Below are 20,878 nucleotides of genomic sequence, written 5' to 3' on the forward strand. Positions count from 1 at the left end.
TCCGGTGGCTAACCAGTGCCGCCGGCGATTGGAAGGAAGAATGGACACTATGCCCAATCCTGCAGATACCGCAGAAACGGAGCCGCCGCCTTCGGCAGCGGTACGCGATCCGAGCTGACGATGGCATAGGATACCGGCAAGGCTGGCTCCAGCGGCACAAAGGCGAGCGGCATGGAGCGGTATTCGCTCGCCAGCAATTCGCTAACGATGGCGATCCCCAATCCTTCGGCGGCAAGCCCACAGGCGCATCCCACCGAATGGGCCTCGATAGCAGGGCGCTTGCGCAGTCCCTGTTTGTAAAAGAGCGCCTCCAGCTCATGGCGCACCGGGCGCTCTCGATTGAGCAGGATCAGGTCGTGTGACTTGAGGTCGGCGACCGTCAGCACGGCGCGTCCGGCCAGTGGATGGTCCCGATGCAACACGCAGATATTGCGCGACGGCAGTTCATGCTCGAGCCGCAATCCCGGCGTTGGCGACGGAAGGCGCGTAAAACCGATATCCGCCTCCCCGTCCGCCACCATTCGCTCGATCGCCAGATAGTTGCCGGAGGCAACCTCGATCCGGACGGGTCCATTCTCGGCAAGGAAGCGTTTGACAAGACGCGGAACAAGCGTCACGGACAGGCTCGCCGGAAACGCTAGCCGTAGGGGGATTTCCTGTGAACGGCCATTCTCCAGTTCCACCGCCAGCACTTTCAGCGCGGTCAGCCGGTCGGCGATCGCCCGTATTTCCGGTCCGAGCTGCAGCCCTTCGCGCGTCGGCGCCAGCCGGTTCTTGTCGCGTTCGAACAGCCGGACACCGAGATAAAGTTCCAACTGATGCAGAAGCCGGCTGGCATTCGATTGCGAGATGCCGAGTTCACCAGCCGCAGCAATCGTCGATCCTGTCGCTGCGATCGCGTCATAGGTCTGGATATGCTTGACGCTGATCGTGACATCGCTGTCCTTCGTCATTCCCGCTCCCGAAATTGAATAGATCGACCCGTAAACCGCATAAGATTGCACCCCTCTGCGAAGTCCAACATCCTTGCGCGCATCAACGAAGACTTTGTGGAGGCATTCGTCAATGGCGACAGTTCTGGAAAAAATCACTGATCAGATCGTTTCGAGAACGAGCTTTTCTCCCGTCGCGATGAAGCGTGCGCAGGAGGCTGTTGTCGACACGATCGGCTGCATGCTGGCGGGTGCCGCCGATCAGGCACCGCAATCCGTGACGAGGGCATTCTCTGCGGATATCGGCGCGAACGGCGCCTCGGCAATCCTGCGAGGTGGTCGGGCATCACCGTCGGTCGCAGCGCTGATCAACGGGACGGCCGCTCATTGTCTGGATTTCGACGACAATTTCCATCCCGCCCGGGCGCATGCCTCCGCGGTGTTAGTCCCGGCCTTGCTGTCGATCGCAACCGCCGATACCGCCGTCTCGGGACGACGGTTTCTGCACGCCTATCTCGCAGGCCTTGAGGCGCAGGCTGCCGTCGGCTTCGGGGTCAATCCATCGCATTACAACAGGGGATGGCACGGCACGTCGACCGTCGGCTGCATTGGAACAGCCGCCGGCGTGGCTGTGCTTTTGGGCCTGGATGCCACCGGGATCGCACAGGCGATGAGCATCGCCACAAGCTTTGCCGCAGGCCCCAAAGGCCAGTTCGGAACATCAGCCAAACCGCTTCATGCCGGCATGGCTGCGCGAAACGCGGTCGAGGCAGCTCTCCTGGCGCAAGCCGGCATCAGCGGACGGCTTGATATTCTGGAGCGCTCGCAAGGCTTTCTCGATCTTTTTGGTGGGGAGGCAAGCAATGGGTGGCAGGCTCTCTCCGCGAGCGATCGCCACGTCATCGAGACGTACGGCCTGGTGACGAAGCTCCATCCCTGCTGTGCCTCCACGCACCGCGCCATCGATGCGGCCCGCGATCTGCAAATCGAACACGGCTTCTCCTTGGATGATGTGCTTTCCATTCAAACGAAAGTGGGTCGATCCGCGGTCGACAATCTCGCCTATCCCCATCCGGTGGATGAGATGCAGGCCCGCTTTTCGATGCAATATTGTCTCGCAACCGCACTTTACCAAGGTAGGCTTTCACTGACCGATTTTACCGACAGCGCAATTTTGCGGCCTGAGATTCGCCGTCATATGCCGAAGATATCGATGAGCGCCTACAGCGCGGCGGAAGAGCACGGAATCGAACGCCTTCCGCATCAAGTCATCGTCAATCTCAGCGATGGGCGCAGCCTGAAGACCGAGCGGCTCCATGCGACCGGTTCGGTCGCCATGCCGCTCACCGCCGCCGACCGACGCTCCAAATTTGCCGATTGCCTGCGTTGGGCAGGACTGAAAACTGAGGAGACGCATGGCACACTCTTGCGTTTTGAAGATACAGCGTCCGTCAAGGTCTTGTTGAATGGCTTCGAATGGTTTGCCATTTCTTGAAGCGCCGACCGATAGCCTGAGAGATTACAGCGGATACCGAGCCTGCCAATCCAGCGCGTGTTGCGGCGTCTGGCATGCCCCCGCAGGATGATCCGGGTCGAATGTTAGTGCATGCTGGGCTTGAAGCGCTTGGGTTTGGTGGTCCAGCCCCAGGGGCTCACTCCACTTTCCGCTTGGCGCTGACCCAGATAACCGGAGATAGGCCCATGAAGTGCTTCACTATTTTGAACCAATTGTGGCTTATCGCGAAATGGCAAACGAGACGCGTTTCATATCGAATTCAACATGGTCGAATGTCATTCTATGCTGGCGCCGTGGACATTCGCAACTTTGTCACAACCATGTCATGAAATGCGTCGACACCTCGTGCCGGATCAAGAACGGGTACCCAGATGGATTATTTTAGACGTTTCAACTTTTTGTTTGCGACACCGGCCTTTGACAGCGAGGATTTGGAGGGCACCCGTTACAACCAGATTGTCGAGGAGATCGAGCGCTCCGGCTTCGAGGTTGTGCGCGCGCGCAATCTGGAAGACGCGGAGATGGCCGTGCAGACGGACGCCGCCATCGGCTGCATGATGGTCGACTGGGGTAAGAAGGGGCTCGAGGGCAAGACTGCCTCGCTCATCAATCTGATGCGCCGCCGCGGCCTCGAATTCCCGATCATCCTGCTGATCCGCCGCAAGCGCTTCGAGGATGTGCCGGTGGAGGTGCTCGACTTTATCGACGGCTATGTCTTCCTCTCCGAAGAAACGCCTGCCTTCATCGCCAAGAGCCTTATCAGCCGGCTCAAGCAATATGCTGAGACGCTGAAGACGCCGTTTTTCGGCGCGCTGGTGGACTATGCCGAGGAAGGCAATCAGCTCTGGACCTGCCCCGGGCATAATGGTGGCGTGTTCTACAGCCGCAGCCCTATCGGCCGGGTGTTCATGGAGCATCTGGGCGAAGCAGTGTTTCGTGACGACCTCGACAATTCGGTGCTCGACCTCGGCGACCTGCTGACCCATGAGGGCCCCGCGCTTGCTGCACAGAAGGAGGCAGCCAAGATCTTCGGTGCCGAGAAGACGTATTTCGTGCTGAACGGTACCTCCACTTCCAACAAGGTTGCGCTCTCCGCGCTCGTTACCGACGGCGATCTCGTGCTGTTCGACCGCAACAACCACAAGGCCGCCCATCATGGCGCCCTGATGATCTCCGGCGGCATTCCGGTTTACCTGCCGACCAAACGCAACGTCCATGGGCTGATCGGTCCCATGGATTTTGCGGCCATGGACGAGGACGCCCTGCGAGAGCGCATCCGTACCCATCCGCTGGTGAAAGATCCCGATGCTTATAAGAGGCCGCGTCCGTTCCGCGTCGCGGTGGTGGAGCAGTGCACCTATGACGGCACGATCCATAATGCCGAAATGATCCTCAAGCGCATTGGGCATCTGTGCGACTATATCCTCTTCGACGAGGCTTGGGCGGGCTTCATGAAATTTCACCCGCTATATGCCGGACGCTTTGCCATGGGTCTTGCTGAACTTGGTCCCGATGCGCCGGGCATTATCGCCACGCAGTCCACCCACAAGCAGCTCGCGAGCTTCTCGCAGGCGTCCCAGATTCACATGAAGGACCGGCATATCTCTGGCCAGAAGCGCCGCGTGGAGCATCGGCGGTTCAACGAGAGCTTCATGCAGCACGCCTCGACCTCACCCTTCTACCCCTTGTTCGCGTCACTCGACGTCGGGGCGCAGATGATGAAGGGGCGCTCGGGCGAAGTGCTTTGGGACGACACGATCCGTCTCGGCATTGAGCTGCGCAAGAAAATCCGGGCCGTGCGCCGCGAGTTCGAGGAGAAGGAACCTCGCACCGAACGTCGCTGGTTCTTCGAACCTTTCGTGCCGGACCGGGTGTCGATCCCGGACGTGTCCAGCCCCGGCGCTGTGCATGACGTGCCATGGGAAAGCGTCACCACCGACCAACTCGCCACCAATCCTGCCTTCTGGCACCTGACGCCCGGCGCGACGTGGCACGGTTTTCCCGGAATGGAACCGGGCTTCGCCATGACCGATCCCAACAAGCTCACCCTTCTCACCCCTGGCTTTGATCGGGCGACCGGCACCTACACCGAGCACGGCATTCCAGCGCCCGTGGTCGCGCAATACCTGCGCGAAAACCGCATCGTGGCGGAGAAGAACGACCTCAACTCCCTGCTGTTCCTCCTCACCCCTGGCGTAGAGGCCAGTAAAGCCGGGACTTTGATCAGCGGCCTCGTCGCCTTCAAAAGGCTCCACGACGACAATGCGCTGCTGGAGGAGGCAATCCCGGAATTCTATCGTCGCCGGCCGAAGCGCTATGCAGGAGTGCGGCTGCGCGACCTGTGCGGAGAGATGCACCGCTTCTTCCGCCAAGCCAATGTCAGCGCGCTTCAGACGAAGCAGTTTTCGGCGGCCCACCTGCCGCCGATCGTCCTCTCTCCCCATGATGCGGCGCGCTGCCTGGTGCGTAATGATGTGGAGTATCTGCCGATCGACGCCATTGCCGGCCGCATCGCAACAACGCCATTCGTGGTCTACCCCCGGGCATCGCCACCATCGTGCCCGGCGAGCGGCTGACGGATGAGGCGCAACCCATGATCGACTATCTCAAGATGTTTGAAACTTGCTTCAACACCTTCCCCGGTTTTGAAGTGGAGATTCAGGGGGTCTATCGCGAGACTGATGCAACCGGCCGCATCCGGCTTTATACCTATGTCGTAGCGGAATAGGCTGGGAAGTTCAGGTCAGTCATGGAGCAGGACAAAACAATCGTCATTCGCCCATCCCGGGATAGCGACGTCGATGCCATGTTGGCGATCTATCGCCGCCACATTCGCCGCGGCATCGAGGATGGAGTTGATGATAGCGACACGCCGCAACCGGATGATCTGCGAGAGCGGCGCAAGAATTTAAAGAACCGCCGCTTCCCCCATGTCGTTGCGATCAAGGGCGGAGAGGTTGTAGGCTATGCCTATGTGGTGCTGTTCCGCAAACGTCCGGCCTATCGTTACACCGTCAAGCACTCGATCTATGTGCATCACGACCATATCGGCCAGGGCGTCGGGAGCCAGCTTATGCGCGGGCTGATCGACGCCTGCGCGGCTGCCGGCTTCCGGCAGATGATCGGCTATATCGATGGCGACAACGTTGCTTCGCTCGCCCTGCATGAACGATTCGGCTTCGTTCGTGTTGGCCTATTGCCAGGAGTCGCTTACCGTTACGGCCGTTGGGCGGACAGCGTGATGGTCCAGCGCTCACTCGGCTCCGGCTCGACCACCCCACCACCGCCGCCAGCGCTTTCCACTCGTTAAAATGAACGGGATTGATGCATGCAGTGTATCTTGGAGTTCTCGACGTTTATCAACCAAAGACAGCGACTGCTGATTTGACAATGATACCACCATCCGGACTTCTGCGCATTTGACGGCCGGTAGCAGCATGAACGCCGTCCGTTAGCGCTTCCGCAAAGTGCTCTTCGTTGACGATTTCAATTCCAGGTCCACTCAAAACGCATGCATGAAGCTACGAAGGTAGCTACTGAGCTGCGGACTAAGATAGCCTCCTTCTTGGACGAGCAAAGTAGGCAATCCGAGACCCCGAAATCGACTTCCCGCTACGGAAAAGCCGTCATGGGTGACTTTAAATGCCGACACGGGATCATATTCTGCCGCATCCAAACCGAGAGACACCACTAGTGCCTCGGCTCCATATTGCTGCACTTTCGCCAGAGCTCGGTCAACGGCTCCCAGCCACACACTATCTTCGGTTCCCATCGGGAGTGGTTGATTAAAATTGAGATTCTTGCCTGGTCCATCGCCGGTTTCGTTCGCATATCCCGCATAGTATGGAGCAGCTTCCGACGGATCGACATGAATGGAGCAAAACAATACATCCGCTCGCTCCCAGAATATAGATTACGTGCCGTTGCCGTGATGAACGGCGTTGGTGCATGGGTCACAAGGGGAGCGGCTTTCTGTCTTTGAAGCAGACGCTATACCTTTGCTGCTTGGCAGCGGACGGAATTCGGGCGAGCGCATGCCAGCATGCGATTGAGGGCGGCGCAGCCGATGGCGACCTCGGTCTGTTGCGCGCCGAATGAGCGTGCCCGTAGTCGGTGTCCGATGATCGATTTGTATCGGCCGATGGCGGTCTCGACCAGCGAGCGCTTGCCATAGCCGGTCGTTGCTTGCCATTTCATCCGACCGTGCGCCTTGATCGCTTCGATGTATCGGTCTCGCTGACTGGCGATCCCCGTTTGCGATCTGTCGATCGCGTTTGATCAAGGTGGAATGACGACGACAGCATCGGCGCAATGACGACCGACGGCATCATAGCTCGGTTCACCATCATAGGCGCCGTCGGCCGTGAACTGGCTAATCGGTCGATCGATCTCACTGAGCAGCGGTTCGACCTGTGAGGCGTCGCCCGCATTCTGATCGGTCATGTTTTGAGTGATGATTTCGCCAGTGTCGGCGTCCAGCGCAAGGTGCAATTTGAGCCAGCGCCGACGGGATTTAGCACCGTGCTTCTCCGCCAGCCACTGGCCGGCGCCATAGACTTCGAGCCCTGTGCTGTCGATGAGAATGTGAACTGGTCCCGTTTTTGCAATGCTACGACCATTTGGCCTGTTCATCGATCGCCATGTCCGTGCCCGCCGGCTCAGCGCGGTGTGATCGGGCACGGCGAGATCCAACCCCATCAATTTGAGCGCCGACACCAGCAAGCCCTCCGCCTCTCGCAAACGCAGGCCGAACACCAGGCCCAGCGTCAAGGCGGTCTCGATCGCCAGATCAGAATAGCGAGGCTGGCCGCCGCGTGTCGTCCGCTTCGGCGCCTGCCAGGAAGACGCTTCCGGTGTTATCCAAAACGTCAGACTGCCGCGACGGCGAAGGCCAGCTTCGTATTCTGCCCAGTTCGTCACCTTGAACTTCATCTTGCCGATACGATGGCGGCGGGGGCATTGTGTTTGATGGGCATAGTGGTGGCACGAGGTTGAGGCGATCGCAGCCGATTATCCCATCATCGATAAACGATCCGTGCACCAACGCCACCCGGCAACAATTCCGCCGTGGCCTGATTGCCACACAATTCCTCATGCTCTCCATCAATGAGAAAATGCCGGTGCCATCAGCGGATCCTCACCAACTATCTCGATAAGAAAATCGAGAACGGTCCTAATACGCAGCGGCAGGTTTCGGCGCGACGGATAGACGACACTAATCGCGAGCCGGCTCGGCGGAAACTCAGGCATGACGTTTACCAGCCTTCCTTGCTCGATCTCAGATCCGACAAGAATGTGGGACAGTACGGCAAGACCATTACCGGCGAGCACCGCTCGGTAAACGGCAACCGAATTGCTGGCGTTAAAGCGTGGCGCGATGCGCACTGTAACGTCATCGGAGCCATTGGAAAATGACCATAACCGGGCGTTTCCGGCACGACTATAACAGATGCAATCATGTGCGGTGACATCGTCCGGCGTTTTAGGTTCGGCTCGCCCTTGCAGATAGGAAGGTGCGGCGACGAGAAAGGCCGTCGTCCAACCAATTCTGCGACACATCAGACTACAGTCCGAAACCGCCCCGAGACGCACTTCGAGATCGATCCCCTCTCCGACTAGATCGGATGGCTCTTCGCGAACGAGCAAGTCGACGGAAAGCCCCCGATGGCGTTCGAGCAACACCCCAAGCCGGTCGCTGACGTAAAGCCCGAGCGGAGTGGGCAAAGCTAGCCGTACCTTGCCGGCCACAGCTCCTCCACCGCGACACGTCGTTTCACTCAAAGCCTCCGCTGCTTCGATGACCTTAAGCGCCATCGGGATGATCTGCTCACCCTCGGCCGTCAGAGCTAATGCGCTCGTCGTGCGATGCAGAAGACGTGTGTTGAGATGTGCCTCCAGCGCCGAAATCTGTCGGGAGACCGCAGGCTGCGTCAAACTGAGGTCAACCGCCGCGGCGGAAAAAGAGCCGGCCTCCACCACTCGCATGAATGTTTGCAATGCGCCTACGATATCCATTCCCCACCGCCCCATACTTTTCAGCATAAGCCTTATGTCCAAAGCTTAGTCCGTCAGCGCTTTACTGTCCAGCTATTAAGGATATCATATATCCATAAGGACACTATATATCCTTAATAATGGAGCCGACCATGACACAGCGCTTGAACTATGCCCAACAATCCCCGGAACTTTTCAAGAAGCTCTCGGAACTCAGCATGGCCCTGAAGGACAGTGCTATTGAACCGAAGATCCATGATCTCGTGCAAATCCGCGCATCGCAAATCAACGGCTGCGCCTTCTGCCTGGACATGCATGTGAAGGAAGCCAAGATCCATGGCGAAAGTGAGCTCCGGCTCTACCACATCGCCATCTGGCGGGAATCCAATCTCTTCGTGCCCCGGGAACGTGCCGCGCTTGCCTGGACGGAAGCCGTGACGAAACTGCATGAGGGCGGCATTCCCGATGAGCTCTACGAGCGCGTGCGCGGTCAGCTTTCCGAGAAAGAAATCTCCGACCTCACCTTCGCGATCATGGTCATCAACGCGTGGAATCGTTCCAGCATTGCCTTCAAAGCCGTGCCCGGCTCGGCCGACAAGGCGTACGGCCTCGACAGGGCCGGTCTCAACTAAGCCTTTCGCCCAGCAGCCCCGTGAACAATGCCCGGCCGCACGAGTGGCCAAGGAACACCCTTGAACATCGCCATCCGCGCTGGAACCGGCCTGACCGGTTCAAAGACCGCAATCAACAGGAGACAGACATGACCATACAGAACACTTCTCATCCCATTAAGTCGCCCCCCGACGAGCTGGTTCCGTCGCGCTACGCGGTGCGGATCGGCGAGATCGACGTGCTGGTGGTGAGCGACGGCGTGCTGCCGCTGCCAACCAAGATGTTGGGCTACAATGCCGACCCGACCGAACATGCGGCATGGCTGGACGGCATGTTCCTGCCGCCGGACGCTTTCGATTGGGCACTGAACGTGGTCGTGGTGCGTAGCGGCGACCAGACCATTCTCATCGACGCCGGCTTGGGTTTGGACCCAGATCTGAACCTGCCGCGGGCCGGGCAATTGATCAAGCGACTGGAGGCTGCCGGCATAGACCTTGGCTTCGTGACCGACGTCGTGCTGACCCACATGCATATGGACCATGTTGGCGGCTTGCTCGTCGACGGGGTGAAGCAACGGCTGCATCCAGACCTGCGAATCCATGTGGCAGCAGCCGAGGTCAAATTTTGGGAGTCGCCCGATTTCTCTCATGTGTCGATGCCCCCCGGATTCCCGGACGCGCTTCGAGCGACCGCCAAGCGGTTCAGTAAAGAATACGAGAGCCAGCTGCGATTGTTCGATGACGAGCACGAGGTAGCGCCAGGCGTCGTAGTCTCTCGAACCGGCGGCCACACACCCGGACATAGCGTGGTCCGCGTGGCGTCCGGCAAAGACCGCCTGATGTTCGCTGGCGATGCCGTGTTCGCTGTCGGGTTCGAGCATCCCGACTGGTACAACGGCTTCGAACACGACCCGGAAGAAGCAGCTCGCGTTCGCGTTCGTCTTTTGCGGGAATTGGCGGAGACCGGCGAACTTCTGGTGGCCACCCACATGCCGTTCCCCTCCGTCGGCCACGTCGCGGTCGATGGCGACCACTTTCGTTGGGTGCCGGTCTTCTGGGACTACTGAGCACTTGTTGGTCGGGCAGAGCCGACCGCGAAGCCTTCGCGGTCGGCACGGCGCATACGATCTGCGGCTTCGATGGGGCCGCCCCGAACCACAACTACCGGCAACAATAAAACAGTGCGGCGCATAAAGTGCCGTGAATGGAGAAGCTCATGAAAATCGTCATCATCGGCGGAACCGGCCTGATCGGCTCAAAGACGGCCGACCGCCTTCGCAAGCAGGGCCATGAAGTCATCGCCGCCGCTCCGAGCACCGGCGTCAATACGATTACCGGTGAAGGTCTCACCGAAGCATTGACCGGCGCCTCCGTCGTTATGGATCTGGCAAACTCGCCATCCTTCGAGGACAAGGCAGTGCTCGAATTCTTTGAGACATCTGGCCGCAATCTGGCGGCGGCAGAAAAGGCGGCCGGCGTGAAGCATCACATCGCCCTTTCCATCATCGGGGTCGATCGCCTACCCGAAAGCGGCTATATGCGCGCCAAGGTCGCTCAGGAGAAGATCATCCGGGAATCCGGCATTCCCTATACGATCGTCCATTCGACCCAGTTCATGGAATTCCTCAGCGGCATCGCCCAGTCCGGCACGGTCGGCGATACGGTGCGTCTGTCACCAGCCTATGTGCAGCCGATCGCGTCCGACGATGTGGCCGACAACATGACCGTTGTTGCGAACTCGGCGGCCATCAACGGCGTCGTCGAGATCTCCGGTCCGGAACGTGCTCGGCTGAATGAGCTTGTTGCCCGCTATCTCACGGCGATGGGCGATGCGCGGAACGTCGAGGCGGATCCGGAAGCCCGCTATTTCGGCGCCAGGCTGGACGACGGCTCGCTCGTTTCCGACAACAATCCGCGCCTCGGCCGCATCACCTTCGAGCAGTGGTTCGCAACCTCTGCCCGCAAATGACCGGAACCGACAAGAACCCAGGCGCCGTAACACCTCTCTCTCAAGAAAGGAATTCGATATGCTAAAGTCAATTCTCGGCCTCGCCCTGGCCGCTCTTCTATCCACTACGGCTGTTGCTCGTGATGCAGGCGAGAAGGATGCAAAAGTCACGCTGGTTTACGAGCACGAACTGCCGAACGTTCCCGGCAAGAGCATCAAAGGCATTCTCGTGGAGTACGGGCCGGGTGGCTTTTCCGAGGGCCATACCCATCCAAGCTCCGCCTTCATCTATGCAACTGTCCTGGAAGGGGCGATCCGCAGCCAGGTCAATGACGGTCCGGTGAAAGTCTATAGAGCCGGAGAGAATTTCTCCGAAATGCCCGGCGATCGTCATGGCGTCAGCGAGAATGCCAGTAAGACCAAGCCGGCGAAACTGCTGGCCGTCTTCGTCGTCGATAGCAGCCAGAAAGAACTGACCTTCCCAATCAGGAAATAGCCGGATGCAGGATGGGTGCTTGAGGCGCCCGTCCCTCCCCGCCTTCAGGAAATCATCGTCGGTGAGCCCCATCATGTTTGGTGAAGATCATTCCCTGCCGCTCGTCCTTATCAATCTTCTAGGGCTCGCCGGTATTCTCATTTGGCATATTCAAGGGCGCCGTCATCCAACCGCCCGCCTTGTCGTGCAGATCCTGTTTTTCGCAGGCATGAGCCTCGTGCTTTGGCTCGCCGGCATTTCGCCCTATTATCTCGATGATGGCGAGCTCCAGGGTGCCGGCGTCCTGCTTGCCAAGTCTGCCAGGGTGCTTTGGTGGCTGCATCTTGCGTGGACGATGATCGGCTTCGTCCACATCTATCTCACCCTGAACCGCCGGCCTCAGGAGGCGCATCTTCTTCAGGATTTGATCGTCGGCGTGGTCTATCTCGGCGTCGCATTGTCGGTCATCGGTTTCGTCTTCGGCGCACCGATCGGGCCGTTGATTGCCACCTCCGGTGTTGTCGTTGTCATTATCGGTCTTGCTCTGCAGAACACGCTGGCCGATGTCTTCTCCGGGATCGCGCTTGCACTCGGCCGCGCCTACGTGATCGGCGATTGGATCCAGCTTGCCGATGGCACCGAAGGGCGGGTCGTTGAAACCAACTGGCGCTCCACCAACCTGCTCTCGGGCGGGAATAATGTCGTCGTGCTGCCGAATGGCGTCCTGGCGAAACAGGGCGTTACCAACCGCAGCCGCCCGGATGAATCGCACCAGATATCGTTGATGATGCGAGTTTCCGCCGCCCACAAGCCGCGGCTCGTCGAAGAATTTATGCTCGCGGTTCTGCAGGGCTGCGAAAGGATCGTCATAAACCCGCCGCCGGCCGTCGCGCTCAAGACCATCGATGCGATTGCCATCGAAGTCGAGTTGCTATTCCGCGTGGCGAGCGCGGCAAGCCGCATGTCGGCCCAAAACGAGATCATCGATCTCATCTACGAACATTGCAGGACGAATGGAGTGTCATTGGCGATGCCGGCACAAAGCCTCGTCTGCGTCCCCATGGGCGACCCCAAGGAGCGGGCTGCTCTCACGGCGATTTCATCCGGCGCGCTCTAGCACCCATTCGAAGGAGCTCTTCCAGAGTTGCGGCGGGATTTCCTGCGACAGGATGCCGACGAGGTCGGACAATCTGACACCGCGCAGTTTCTCCCGCCAGGCCTCATCCGCCTCCCACATGATGCGGGCAACCGCGCACGGGCTGCTTTCGCAATAATCCTTCGGCCGGCACGGATTGTTGGCCCTGATATTGCTGCAGATAAAGGTACGCTGCCGGCCTTCCACGGCTTCAACGATTTCGAGGAAATTGATATCCGCCGGAGGCTTTGCCAGTCGGTAGCCGCCGGACGGACCAAGAGACGTGTCGACAAGGCCCGCGTGCGACAGGCCCTGAAGGGCCTTGGAAAGATATTCCTTCGGAAGCCCATGGAATTCGGCAAGTGCTTTGGTCGAGAGATAGCGACCATCGGGCAGACCGGCAAGAATGGCGCAGCAATGGAGCGCCCATTCGACTTGGCTTTTTAAAATCATGAATTCATTTCCAAGGCCTCTGCACGCCTATCAAGGATAACGAATATCCTTATTTGATCCCCATGTAAACAAAAGGTGGAATCATTGACCACCTCACCCAATGCCGAACCTCGGCAGGTGGAATAACTCTACGGGTTTCGCTCCGCGGCAACATAGCCCGCACGATTCCTGCTGTGCGACCGATTGCATCAAGACGAGCAACTCGACGAGGGTCAGAATGCCGGTCTTGAGTAGATTCGAATTTCCGATCTATTGATCGATATCCCGCACGCGGCATATTGCATGCCTCGGTTTGATTGCCTTTTCTTTCACTTGGTCATCGTCCTCGCTCCCGCTCCACTAGATTGCGCAATGGTGCCATTTAGTAAAAATGCCATTCCGATAATTGACGCACCTTGCTGACGCGGCTGATAGCCTCTGTCTCGCCGGCGGGACCATTCTTGGGTACTTTTCGCAGCGCGCAAATACTCGCCATTCAGAGATGTACCCGGATCAATGCTCTTTGGCTGCAGCGAAAATAATAGGCAAAAGCTATTGTCATAAAAATGAAATAGGTATTTCCTATAATTCTGCTCACCGTACCCTTCTTAAAGGGATCTCCCAAGCACGAGAGCAGGGCCGGAAAGATCGCGAACCCACCGGGGGGTCCGCGCAATTCAACAAGAGGGAAAAGATCATGACAGCAAGATCTATACTGTTGGCTGCCGGCGTTGTTGCTGCAGCGGCGCTGCCGGCGATGGCGGCGGATAATGTCGTCACCATCTACAGCGCGGATGGACTTCATGACGGAACGCCGAGCTGGTTCGGCAACGAGTTTGACGCCTTCACAAAGGCCACCGGCATCAAGGTACAATATGTCGAGGGCGGTTCGAGCAGCGTTGTCGATCGCCTGGCGAAAGAGAAATCCAACACGCAGGCGGACGTTCTCGTCACGCTCCCACCCTTCGTGCAAAAGGCTGCCGCCGACGGCCTGCTGCAGGCCTATGAGCCGGCCGGCGCGGACAAGATCGACACCCGCGACAAGGATCCGAAAGGCCTCTACGTTGCACTGGTCAATAACTATCCCAATTTTATCTACAATGCCTCGATCCTGACGACCGCTCCCACGGCCTACAGCGATCTGCTCGATCCGAAATTCAAGCAGAAAGTCCAGTATTCGACGCCCGGCCAGGCCGGCGATGGCACGGCGCTGATGCTGCAGGCGTTCCACGCGTTTGGCGGCAAGGATGAAGGCCTTGCATATTTGAAGAAGCTTCAGGTGAACAATCTCGGCCCTTCGGCTTCCACCGGCAAGCTCACGGCGCTCGTCAACAAGGGCGAACTCTATGTTGCCAACGGCGATCTTCAGATGAACCTGGCGCAACAGGCCGACAATCCGAACATCAAGATATTCTTCCCGACCGGTCCGGACGGCAAGAAGACGGCATTCTCCCTTCCTTATTATATCGCGCTGGTCGCCGGCGCCCCGGACAGCGAAAATGGCAAGAAGCTGATCGACTTCCTGCTGACGGCGGAAGCCCAGAAGGACGTGAGCGCTGTCGCGCAGGGCCTGCCGGTGCGTACCGACATTCATCCGACAGACGAGAATTTCGCCAAGCTCCATGCCATCATGGAAGGCGTGGAGATCTGGTCGCCGGATTGGGCCAAGGTTCTGGCCGATCTGAAGCAGGACATCGCCGACTACAAGCAAGCGGTATCGGGGAGCTGATATGTCCTCGATCACGGTAATGGCAGAGAAGAAAGGTGCAGCCGCCACGGCTGCACCCGAGACACAGGGCGGCAGTCGGATCGGTTTTGAGAACGTATCGGTTGCCTATGGCAGCCTCGTGGTGCTCGATTCCCTGACCTTGACCGTCAATCCGGGCGAAATCGTCGCGTTGATCGGTCCCTCGGGATCGGGCAAAACGACGGCTTTGAGGACGGTCGCCGGTTTTGTGCGCCCGTCGGCTGGGCGCATCACCATCGGCGACCGCGACGTCACGCATCTGGCGCCCTATGACCGCAATATCGGCATGGTCGTCCAGAACTACGCCCTATTCCCGCATTTGCGGGTGGAGGAGAACGTGGCGTTCGGGCTTCGTGCGCGCCGCTTGCCGGAGGACATCATTCGGTCGCGCGTGCCTGAATCCCTGGCCATGGTCGGCATGGCGGCCTATGCCAAGCGCTACCCGCGCGAGCTGTCCGGCGGCCAGCAGCAACGCGTCGCCATTGCCCGGGCGATTGCGATCCGGCCGCAGGTGTTGCTTCTCGACGAACCTCTTTCGGCGCTCGACGCACAGATCCGCCGTTCGATGGTCGACGAGATCGCCAAGCTGCATCGCGATCTGCCGGCGCTGACCGTTCTTTACGTGACGCATGATCAGTCCGAGGCGCTGACCCTCGCCAACCATATCGGCATTATGCGCGACGGCAAGCTCAGGGCCTTCGGCGACACGCAGTCGCTGTTTCGCCACCCCCCGAACCGCTTCGCCGCCGAATTCCTGGGGCGCGCCAACCTGCTTCCGGTGAGCGGATTGAGCCCGCTCGATGGCAATCGGGCACGGGTCGGTTTCGGCAATACCGCGCTGTCGGCACAAAATCATCATGGCATGCCCCAAGGCAGCGATTGTCTGTTGTGCGTGCGACCGCACGATTTCAAGTTGCAGCAGGCCCGCGACGATTCAAACTCGCTGACAGGCATCGTACGCAGCGTCCAGTGGCAGGGCGACGTGCACAACATTACCTTCGACGCCGGCGGTCACGAATTGCGAATGACCTCCATGCCAATGAGCGAACCGCCCCAGCCCGGCGCCTCGATCGAAGTGCATTTTTCCGCCGCCGATGTGACGCTCGTGCCGGAGGATAGCAGACATGGCTGAGCTCGCCGTCACGGCGCCCGCGCCCAAGATGACATTGGGTCGGTTCTGGATCGCCCCACCGCTGCTACTGCTGGCGTTGCTCTTCCTCTATCCCCTGGGATTGATCATACGCCAATCTCTCGGCGATGGTGAGGTCCTGTCATCGGCCGCTTTCGCCGAGGTGCTCGGCTCGCACGAGTTTCGTGACGGGCTCCGGCACACCATCGTCATCGCCATCGGCGCCACGGCCGGTTGCCTTCTCCTCGGCTTCGTCTTCTCGCTCGTAATCGCCTTCGTTCCGTTTCCCGGCGCGAAATTGGCGAGCCGGCTGATCGATACCTTCGTCGCCCTGCCCACCTTCCTCGTCACCCTCGCCTTCACCTTCATCTACGGATCGGCGGGTCTTCTCAATGAATCACTGATGAGGCTGATGCATACCGATCTGCCGCCGCTTGATTTTCTTTATTCGCAATGGGGTGTCATCCTTGCGGAAGCGACGGTCTATACGCCTTTCGTCATGCGCCCGCTTCTGGCGTCATTCTCGCTGATCGATCAGGCGCAAATCGAAGTGGCGAGCAGTCTCGGCGCAAGGCCCTGGCGCATCGTCCGGCAGATCATTTTACCCGCAGCACTTCCGGCGTTGGTCGCCGGTGGCAGCCTTTGTCTGCTTCTGACGGTCAATGAATTCGGCGTCGTGCTGTTCATCGGCGCCAAAGGCGTGATCACGCTGCCGCTGTTGATCTATGGGAAAGCCATCCAGGAATTCGATTATACGACCGCCTGCGTCATAGCAGTGGTCAACATCGTTCTCTCCCTGGGTCTTTATAGTCTCTATCGCGTCGCAATAGCGCATTTGGGAGCTGGCCGTGCTGGTGTGGTCTAAAACAGGGCGATTTGCCGTCTGGGCGGTGGCCGTACCGCTGTTCCTGGTCATCTACGGCCTTCCGGTCGCCGTGATCGCGCTTGCAAGCATCAGCGGCCAGTGGAACGATATACTGCCCAGCCATCTTACGCTGGCGCACTATGCAAATGCTTTCAGGAGCGATTCTTTCACAAACCTGAAATCCAGCATCTGGACCGGCATCATCGCGAGCGCCGCGGCGCTGGTGAGCGGTACATGGGCGGCACTTGCCTTGCGCGAACTTAAGCCGCTGCCGAAGCGATTGCTGGATCTGTTCTTCTTCATTCCGAGCGCGGTACCGTCCGTGTCGGTCGGACTGGGGATGCTTGTTGCCTTCAGTCATCGGCCTTTGCTGCTGAACGGCACATGGCTGATCGTGCTGATCGCGCATTTCGTGCTGATATCCGCATTTACCTACGGCAATGTAACGGCGGGTCTGTCGCGCCTGCCGAATGATTGCGAGCAGATTGCCGAAAGCCTCGGCGCGCGACCCTTCTACAAGCTTCGCCGGGTAACCTTGCCGCTCCTCATGCCCTATCTGGTTGCCGCCTTCAGCCTTAGTTTCGCGATGTCGATGGGCGAACTCGGCGCAACAGTGATGGTCTATCCGCCAGGCTGGGTGACGCTGCCGGTCAATATCTTTGCGCTCTCCGATCGCGGAGCGATCTTCGATGCGGCGACGCTGACGATGATCCTCGGTGCAGCGACACTAATCGTGCTTCTCGCGTTGTCGCGACTGTCGACGAAGGCGATGTTGCGCTGAGCCAGGGCACCGGTGATCCCAGGGCTAGGCAAAGCCCCGAACACGGATTGTTTGCTTAGGCTAAGCGGCTCATCTAAGAGGTGTGTTGCGGCGAAGCGAACGATGGAGAATATCGAGCATGGCGTCCCCGACCCTTTCTCAAATGAGAGCCGTTGACGCTCTTGCGCGAACGGGCAAGTTTTCCCGGGCCGCCGAAGCCCTGGGAATCAGTCAGCCGTCGGTCTCCACGCAAATCCAGTCGTTCGAGGAGCTTTGCGGGACGCGCGTCTTTATTCGCGACGGACATACCATTCATGTCGCCCCGGCAGCCGTCGATCTCATCGCCAAGATCAAGATTGCGCTAAAATGCGTCGACGAGGTCGAAATGGCCATAACGGACAAGACGGCCCTGAAGAGCGGGCTTCTTTCGGTTGGCTTCAGTGCACACCGCCTTATCATGCCGACGCTGACAGCGTTCGTGCGCAAATATCCCGGGCTGCGCCTGACGACGCATGGCGGGCCATCGCTGGAACTGGCGGACGCGGTTTTGTCGGGCGAACTGGACGTCGCCACGATTTCCCAGGCCGTACCGGACAAGCGGTTTGCATCGTTCAAACTGTTTGACTCGCGTGTCGCCATTTATGGCCGCAAAGATCACCCGCTTTTGAAGAAGGGGCAGTTGAAGCTCACGGATCTGGATGGACAGGATATGGTCCTCTGGAATCGCGCTTCCGGAACCCGGACGGTGATCGAGGAAGCGGCCAATAAATACGGTGTAGAATTGAAACCGGTTCTGGAAGTCGCAACCCTCGACGTTGCTTACGCTGCGGCGGCGGCGGGGATAGGCCTTGCCATTTCCATCGAGGGCGAGGTTCGCGCCGACGAACATATCGACGTCGCACCGCTTGTCGAGCCTGAGTTGGCAATCGGACATTATCTGATCGCCTTGCCGGAGTGCCGTAACCATTCCACCGTCAATGCCTTCTTCGAGGTGGCGAAGGAATCCGGTTCTTCGGCAGATGGTCCAATCCCGAGATAGGCCACCTGCAAATTTATAGTTTTTGCCTATAAATTCAAAATATTCATATCATTGTCATATATAATGAGCTATGGTCACCCCATAGCGCAATCGACTGCGGCCGATTTACTTGTCGTCCCCGACAGTGATCGCGGCGGATGGTTTTCTGCAGCCAGATATGGCCGGACGAGAATGCCTGTGCCGCAAGTTGTAAGGATTTAAAATATGACGGTTGAGTATGATTTAGCGGTCGTCGGTGCGGGTATTGTCGGCCTCGGTGTCGCATTGGCGGCGTCGCGGCAGGGTAAGAAAGTCGTCGTCATCGAGCGCAATGCCAAGGCAATCGGCGCCTCCATCCGCAATTTCGGTTTCATCACCGTGAGCGGTCAGAAGGCCGGCGATCACTGGGCGCGCGCCATGCGAAGCCGGGATATTTGGGCAGAGGTGGTCGAAGAGGCGGGTATTGCCGTTCACCATCGCGGAGCGCTGCTGCCGGCAAGACGCGACGAGGCGGCCGAGGTTCTGGAGGCCTTTCTGAAAGGACCGATGGCGGCTGGTTGCCGGATGGTCAGCAAGAAAGAAGCGGCTGAAATCGTTCCCGCGCTGCGGCTTTCTGATGTCAGATCGGTCCTCTACAGCCCGCATGAGCTGCGGGTCGAATCCATGGATGCACTGCCGAAACTCGCTCTTTGGCTTGCCGCAAAGCACGGCGTCGAATTCCGCTGGAACACGGCGGTGCGCGCCATCGAGGGCCCGCGCATCGAAACCAGCCGCGGCATCGTGCATGCCGACGCCACCATCGTCTGCCCCGGCGATGATTTCTCGGCACTCTATCCGGAACGGATCACCCCGCATGCGCTCTCCGTCTGCACCCTGCAGATGCTGCGTGTCGCGCCTGCCACGCCTGCCCCCTTCGGCGCCGCCGTCATGTCGGATATGAGCCTTGCCCGTTATGAAGGCTTCGCCGCGCTACCGGAAGCCGAAGCTTTAGCAAAGCGGCTGGATGTCGAGGAGGCCGAAAGCCGCGCCGCCGGCATACATCTGATTGCCGTGCAATCCGGCGATGGCTCGTTGGTCGTCGGTGACAGCCATGTCTATGGCGACGCGCAGGCGCCTTTCGCGGAAGTACGCCTCGATGATCTCATCCTCGCCGAATTCGACCGGGTGTTCGATCTGCCGGGCCGGCAGGTGGTCAACCGCTGGATCGGCACCTACGCCTCTTCCAAGGAGCACACGGTCCTCGTGGATCGGCCGGCTGAGAATGTCCGGATCGTCATGGTGACGGGCGGAACGGGCGCATCGACGGGCTTTGCCCTTGGCGAACAAGTTATTGGCGATCTCTTCGGGTCGCATTCGGTTTATCAGGAGATTACACAATGAGCGGCTTGAAGGCAGTTGTGTTCGATTGGGCGGGCACGGTTATCGACTTTGGATCTTTCGCCCCCATGGGCGTGTTCGTCGAGGTGTTCGCCCGGTTCGGTATCGAGGTGACGATCGCCGAGGCTCGCCAGCCGATGGGACGGCCGAAATGGGATCATATCGATGCCATGCTCAAACAGCCGCGCATTCATGATGCCTGGACGTCCCGCCATGGCAAGGCGCCAGCATCAGCGGATGTCGATGCGATCTACGAGGTCTTTGTGCCGATGAACGAGGAGATCGTCCATAAATTCGCCGATCTCGTGCCGGGAACGCGGGAAATGGCCCAGTCCCTGCGCGCACGCGGCTTGAAGATCGGCTCTACGACCGGATATACCCGCTCGATCATGGAACGGATCCTGCCGCTGGCGAAGGCACAAGGATATGAAGCCGACAACCTCGTCTGTGCTGGCGACCTGCCCGAGGGTCGGCCGACGCCGATGAATATGTACAAGTGCTTTCTCGATCTTAACATTTGGCCCGCGCATGCGGTCGTCAAGGTCGACGACACCGATGTCGGCATCGACGAAGGGGTCGCCGCCGGCTGCTGGACGGTCGGCGTCGCGCTCAGCGGCAATGAGGCCGGCATGACGCAACAGGAGATCGCAGCACTTGCCCCGGACGAACTCGACCGCGTCCGCCAACGTGCCGCTGGCGTGCTGCGCGCACGGGGCGCTCACTACATCATAGATAGCGTCGCTGATTTGCTGCCGGTGATTGACGATATCCAGTCCAGGCTCCTTGCGGGCCAACGGCCTTAAAAAGCGGCGACTTAAAGATAGCGAATGATAGCTCCTGAAGGTGGTTGGCGAATATTACGAACCAAATTCTGCCTAAACATCTCAAGATCATTCCATGATCGCGAATATTGGTTCTGTCGCAAATCGTGCCTTTGGT

18 protein-coding genes and 2 pseudogenes are annotated in these 20,878 nt (G+C 59.1%); 15 read left to right on the forward strand and 5 right to left on the reverse strand.

The genetic code is table 11. From position 1 onward, the window contains the following. Positions 1–47: 47 nt before the first annotated feature. Positions 48–953, reverse strand: a complete 906-nt coding sequence (locus HB780_RS09655; RefSeq protein WP_183687233.1) for a LysR family transcriptional regulator — start codon at positions 951–953, stop codon at positions 48–50. 112 nt (positions 954–1,065) lie between these two features. On the opposite strand from HB780_RS09655, the gene HB780_RS09660 reads away from it, so the two are divergent. From HB780_RS09660 to HB780_RS09670, 3 genes and pseudogenes are all read left to right on the forward strand, one after another. Continuing rightward, a complete protein-coding gene (locus HB780_RS09660; RefSeq protein WP_183687235.1) occupies positions 1,066–2,427 on the forward strand; it encodes an MmgE/PrpD family protein in 1,362 nt (453 codons plus the stop codon). Between the two features lie 392 nt (positions 2,428–2,819). After that, a pseudogene (locus tag HB780_RS09665) lies at positions 2,820–5,176 on the forward strand (Orn/Lys/Arg decarboxylase N-terminal domain-containing protein). A gap of 21 nt (positions 5,177–5,197) precedes the next feature. Next, positions 5,198–5,758 carry a GNAT family N-acetyltransferase gene (locus HB780_RS09670; RefSeq protein ID WP_183687237.1) on the forward strand — a complete coding sequence of 187 codons (561 nt, stop codon included), beginning with the start codon at positions 5,198–5,200 and terminating at the stop codon, positions 5,756–5,758. 192 nt (positions 5,759–5,950) lie between these two features. On the opposite strand, the gene HB780_RS33355 is transcribed toward HB780_RS09670, so the two are convergent. From HB780_RS33355 to HB780_RS09685, 3 genes and pseudogenes are all read right to left on the reverse strand, one after another. Further along, a complete protein-coding gene (locus HB780_RS33355) occupies positions 5,951–6,334 on the reverse strand; it encodes an arginase family protein (protein ID WP_183687239.1) in 384 nt (127 codons plus the stop codon). Positions 6,335–6,438: 104 nt separating this feature from the next. Then, positions 6,439–7,424: pseudogene (locus tag HB780_RS09680) on the reverse strand (IS5 family transposase). Between the two features lie 127 nt (positions 7,425–7,551). Further along, the gene (locus tag HB780_RS09685) at positions 7,552–8,463 is read right to left on the reverse strand and encodes a LysR family transcriptional regulator (RefSeq protein ID WP_183687241.1); all 912 of its coding nucleotides are present in this window, start codon (positions 8,461–8,463) and stop codon (positions 7,552–7,554) included. A 131-nt stretch (positions 8,464–8,594) separates the two neighbouring features. Between HB780_RS09685 and HB780_RS09690 the strand changes: the two genes are divergently transcribed. The 5 genes from HB780_RS09690 to HB780_RS09710 all read left to right on the forward strand — a co-directional run bounded on the left by HB780_RS09690 (position 8,595) and on the right by HB780_RS09710 (position 12,593). Beyond that, on the forward strand, positions 8,595–9,074 hold the full coding sequence (locus HB780_RS09690; RefSeq protein WP_183687243.1) for a carboxymuconolactone decarboxylase family protein: 480 nt from the start codon (positions 8,595–8,597) through the stop codon (positions 9,072–9,074). Between the two features lie 128 nt (positions 9,075–9,202). Beyond that, positions 9,203–10,120 carry an MBL fold metallo-hydrolase gene (locus HB780_RS09695; RefSeq protein WP_183687245.1) on the forward strand — a complete coding sequence of 306 codons (918 nt, stop codon included), beginning with the start codon at positions 9,203–9,205 and terminating at the stop codon, positions 10,118–10,120. A gap of 149 nt (positions 10,121–10,269) precedes the next feature. Further along, positions 10,270–11,022 carry an SDR family oxidoreductase gene (locus HB780_RS09700; RefSeq protein WP_183687247.1) on the forward strand — a complete coding sequence of 251 codons (753 nt, stop codon included), beginning with the start codon at positions 10,270–10,272 and terminating at the stop codon, positions 11,020–11,022. Positions 11,023–11,080: 58 nt separating this feature from the next. Next, a complete protein-coding gene (locus tag HB780_RS09705; protein WP_183687249.1) occupies positions 11,081–11,497 on the forward strand; it encodes a cupin domain-containing protein in 417 nt (138 codons plus the stop codon). A gap of 73 nt (positions 11,498–11,570) precedes the next feature. Then, a complete protein-coding gene (locus HB780_RS09710) occupies positions 11,571–12,593 on the forward strand; it encodes a mechanosensitive ion channel family protein (protein WP_183689671.1) in 1,023 nt (340 codons plus the stop codon). Here HB780_RS09710 and HB780_RS09715 read toward each other — a convergent pair. Further along, positions 12,576–13,064 carry an RrF2 family transcriptional regulator gene (locus tag HB780_RS09715; RefSeq protein ID WP_183687251.1) on the reverse strand — a complete coding sequence of 163 codons (489 nt, stop codon included), beginning with the start codon at positions 13,062–13,064 and terminating at the stop codon, positions 12,576–12,578. The genes HB780_RS09710 and HB780_RS09715 overlap by 18 nt on opposite strands. A gap of 676 nt (positions 13,065–13,740) precedes the next feature. On the opposite strand from HB780_RS09715, the gene HB780_RS09720 reads away from it, so the two are divergent. The 7 genes from HB780_RS09720 (at position 13,741) to phnX (ending at position 20,742) form a co-directional block, all read left to right on the forward strand. Beyond that, complete coding sequence (locus HB780_RS09720) at positions 13,741–14,772, forward strand: 2-aminoethylphosphonate ABC transporter substrate-binding protein (protein ID WP_183687253.1); 1,032 nt, start codon at positions 13,741–13,743, stop codon at positions 14,770–14,772. 1 nt (position 14,773) lies between these two features. Continuing rightward, on the forward strand, positions 14,774–15,922 hold the full coding sequence (locus HB780_RS09725; protein WP_435693855.1) for an ABC transporter ATP-binding protein: 1,149 nt from the start codon (positions 14,774–14,776) through the stop codon (positions 15,920–15,922). Beyond that, positions 15,915–16,784 carry a 2-aminoethylphosphonate ABC transporter permease subunit gene (locus HB780_RS09730; RefSeq protein WP_183687255.1) on the forward strand — a complete coding sequence of 290 codons (870 nt, stop codon included), beginning with the start codon at positions 15,915–15,917 and terminating at the stop codon, positions 16,782–16,784. Before HB780_RS09725 ends, HB780_RS09730 begins: the two co-directional genes overlap by 8 nt. After that, a complete protein-coding gene (locus HB780_RS09735) occupies positions 16,768–17,565 on the forward strand; it encodes an ABC transporter permease subunit (RefSeq protein ID WP_183687257.1) in 798 nt (265 codons plus the stop codon). Before HB780_RS09730 ends, HB780_RS09735 begins: the two co-directional genes overlap by 17 nt. 118 nt (positions 17,566–17,683) lie before the next feature. Then, the gene (locus tag HB780_RS09740; protein WP_183687259.1) at positions 17,684–18,583 is read left to right on the forward strand and encodes a LysR family transcriptional regulator; all 900 of its coding nucleotides are present in this window, start codon (positions 17,684–17,686) and stop codon (positions 18,581–18,583) included. Positions 18,584–18,787: 204 nt separating this feature from the next. Continuing rightward, positions 18,788–19,942 (forward strand): TIGR03364 family FAD-dependent oxidoreductase, encoded by a 1,155-nt coding sequence (locus tag HB780_RS09745; RefSeq protein ID WP_183687261.1) that lies wholly within the window; start codon positions 18,788–18,790, stop codon positions 19,940–19,942. After that, positions 19,939–20,742, forward strand: coding sequence for a phosphonoacetaldehyde hydrolase (gene phnX / locus HB780_RS09750; RefSeq protein ID WP_183687263.1), 804 nt, complete (start codon positions 19,939–19,941; stop codon positions 20,740–20,742). Before HB780_RS09745 ends, phnX begins: the two co-directional genes overlap by 4 nt. The last annotated feature ends 136 nt before the right edge of the window (positions 20,743–20,878 follow it).

Origin of the sequence: Rhizobium lusitanum (assembly GCF_014189535.1) — a bacterium.
Classification (GTDB): Bacteria; Pseudomonadota; Alphaproteobacteria; order Rhizobiales; family Rhizobiaceae; genus Rhizobium; species Rhizobium lusitanum_C.

What these genes read in the sequence shown, in the direction of transcription:
- HB780_RS09655 (WP_183687233.1), bottom strand. Translation starts at nt 953, where the DNA reads ATGACGAAGGACAGCGATGTCACGATCAGCGTCAAGCATATCCAGACC.
- HB780_RS09660 (WP_183687235.1), top strand. Translation starts at nt 1,066, where the DNA reads ATGGCGACAGTTCTGGAAAAAATCACTGATCAGATCGTTTCGAGAACG.
- HB780_RS09670 (WP_183687237.1), top strand. Translation starts at nt 5,198, where the DNA reads ATGGAGCAGGACAAAACAATCGTCATTCGCCCATCCCGGGATAGCGAC.
- HB780_RS09685 (WP_183687241.1), bottom strand. Translation starts at nt 8,463, where the DNA reads ATGGATATCGTAGGCGCATTGCAAACATTCATGCGAGTGGTGGAGGCC.
- HB780_RS09690 (WP_183687243.1), top strand. Translation starts at nt 8,595, where the DNA reads ATGACACAGCGCTTGAACTATGCCCAACAATCCCCGGAACTTTTCAAG.
- HB780_RS09695 (WP_183687245.1), top strand. Translation starts at nt 9,203, where the DNA reads ATGACCATACAGAACACTTCTCATCCCATTAAGTCGCCCCCCGACGAG.
- HB780_RS09700 (WP_183687247.1), top strand. Translation starts at nt 10,270, where the DNA reads ATGAAAATCGTCATCATCGGCGGAACCGGCCTGATCGGCTCAAAGACG.
- HB780_RS09705 (WP_183687249.1), top strand. Translation starts at nt 11,081, where the DNA reads ATGCTAAAGTCAATTCTCGGCCTCGCCCTGGCCGCTCTTCTATCCACT.
- HB780_RS09710 (WP_183689671.1), top strand. Translation starts at nt 11,571, where the DNA reads ATGTTTGGTGAAGATCATTCCCTGCCGCTCGTCCTTATCAATCTTCTA.
- HB780_RS09715 (WP_183687251.1), bottom strand. Translation starts at nt 13,064, where the DNA reads ATGATTTTAAAAAGCCAAGTCGAATGGGCGCTCCATTGCTGCGCCATT.
- HB780_RS09720 (WP_183687253.1), top strand. Translation starts at nt 13,741, where the DNA reads ATGACAGCAAGATCTATACTGTTGGCTGCCGGCGTTGTTGCTGCAGCG.
- HB780_RS09725 (WP_435693855.1), top strand. Translation starts at nt 14,774, where the DNA reads ATGTCCTCGATCACGGTAATGGCAGAGAAGAAAGGTGCAGCCGCCACG.
- HB780_RS09730 (WP_183687255.1), top strand. Translation starts at nt 15,915, where the DNA reads ATGGCTGAGCTCGCCGTCACGGCGCCCGCGCCCAAGATGACATTGGGT.
- HB780_RS09740 (WP_183687259.1), top strand. Translation starts at nt 17,684, where the DNA reads ATGGCGTCCCCGACCCTTTCTCAAATGAGAGCCGTTGACGCTCTTGCG.
- HB780_RS09745 (WP_183687261.1), top strand. Translation starts at nt 18,788, where the DNA reads ATGACGGTTGAGTATGATTTAGCGGTCGTCGGTGCGGGTATTGTCGGC.
- phnX (WP_183687263.1), top strand. Translation starts at nt 19,939, where the DNA reads ATGAGCGGCTTGAAGGCAGTTGTGTTCGATTGGGCGGGCACGGTTATC.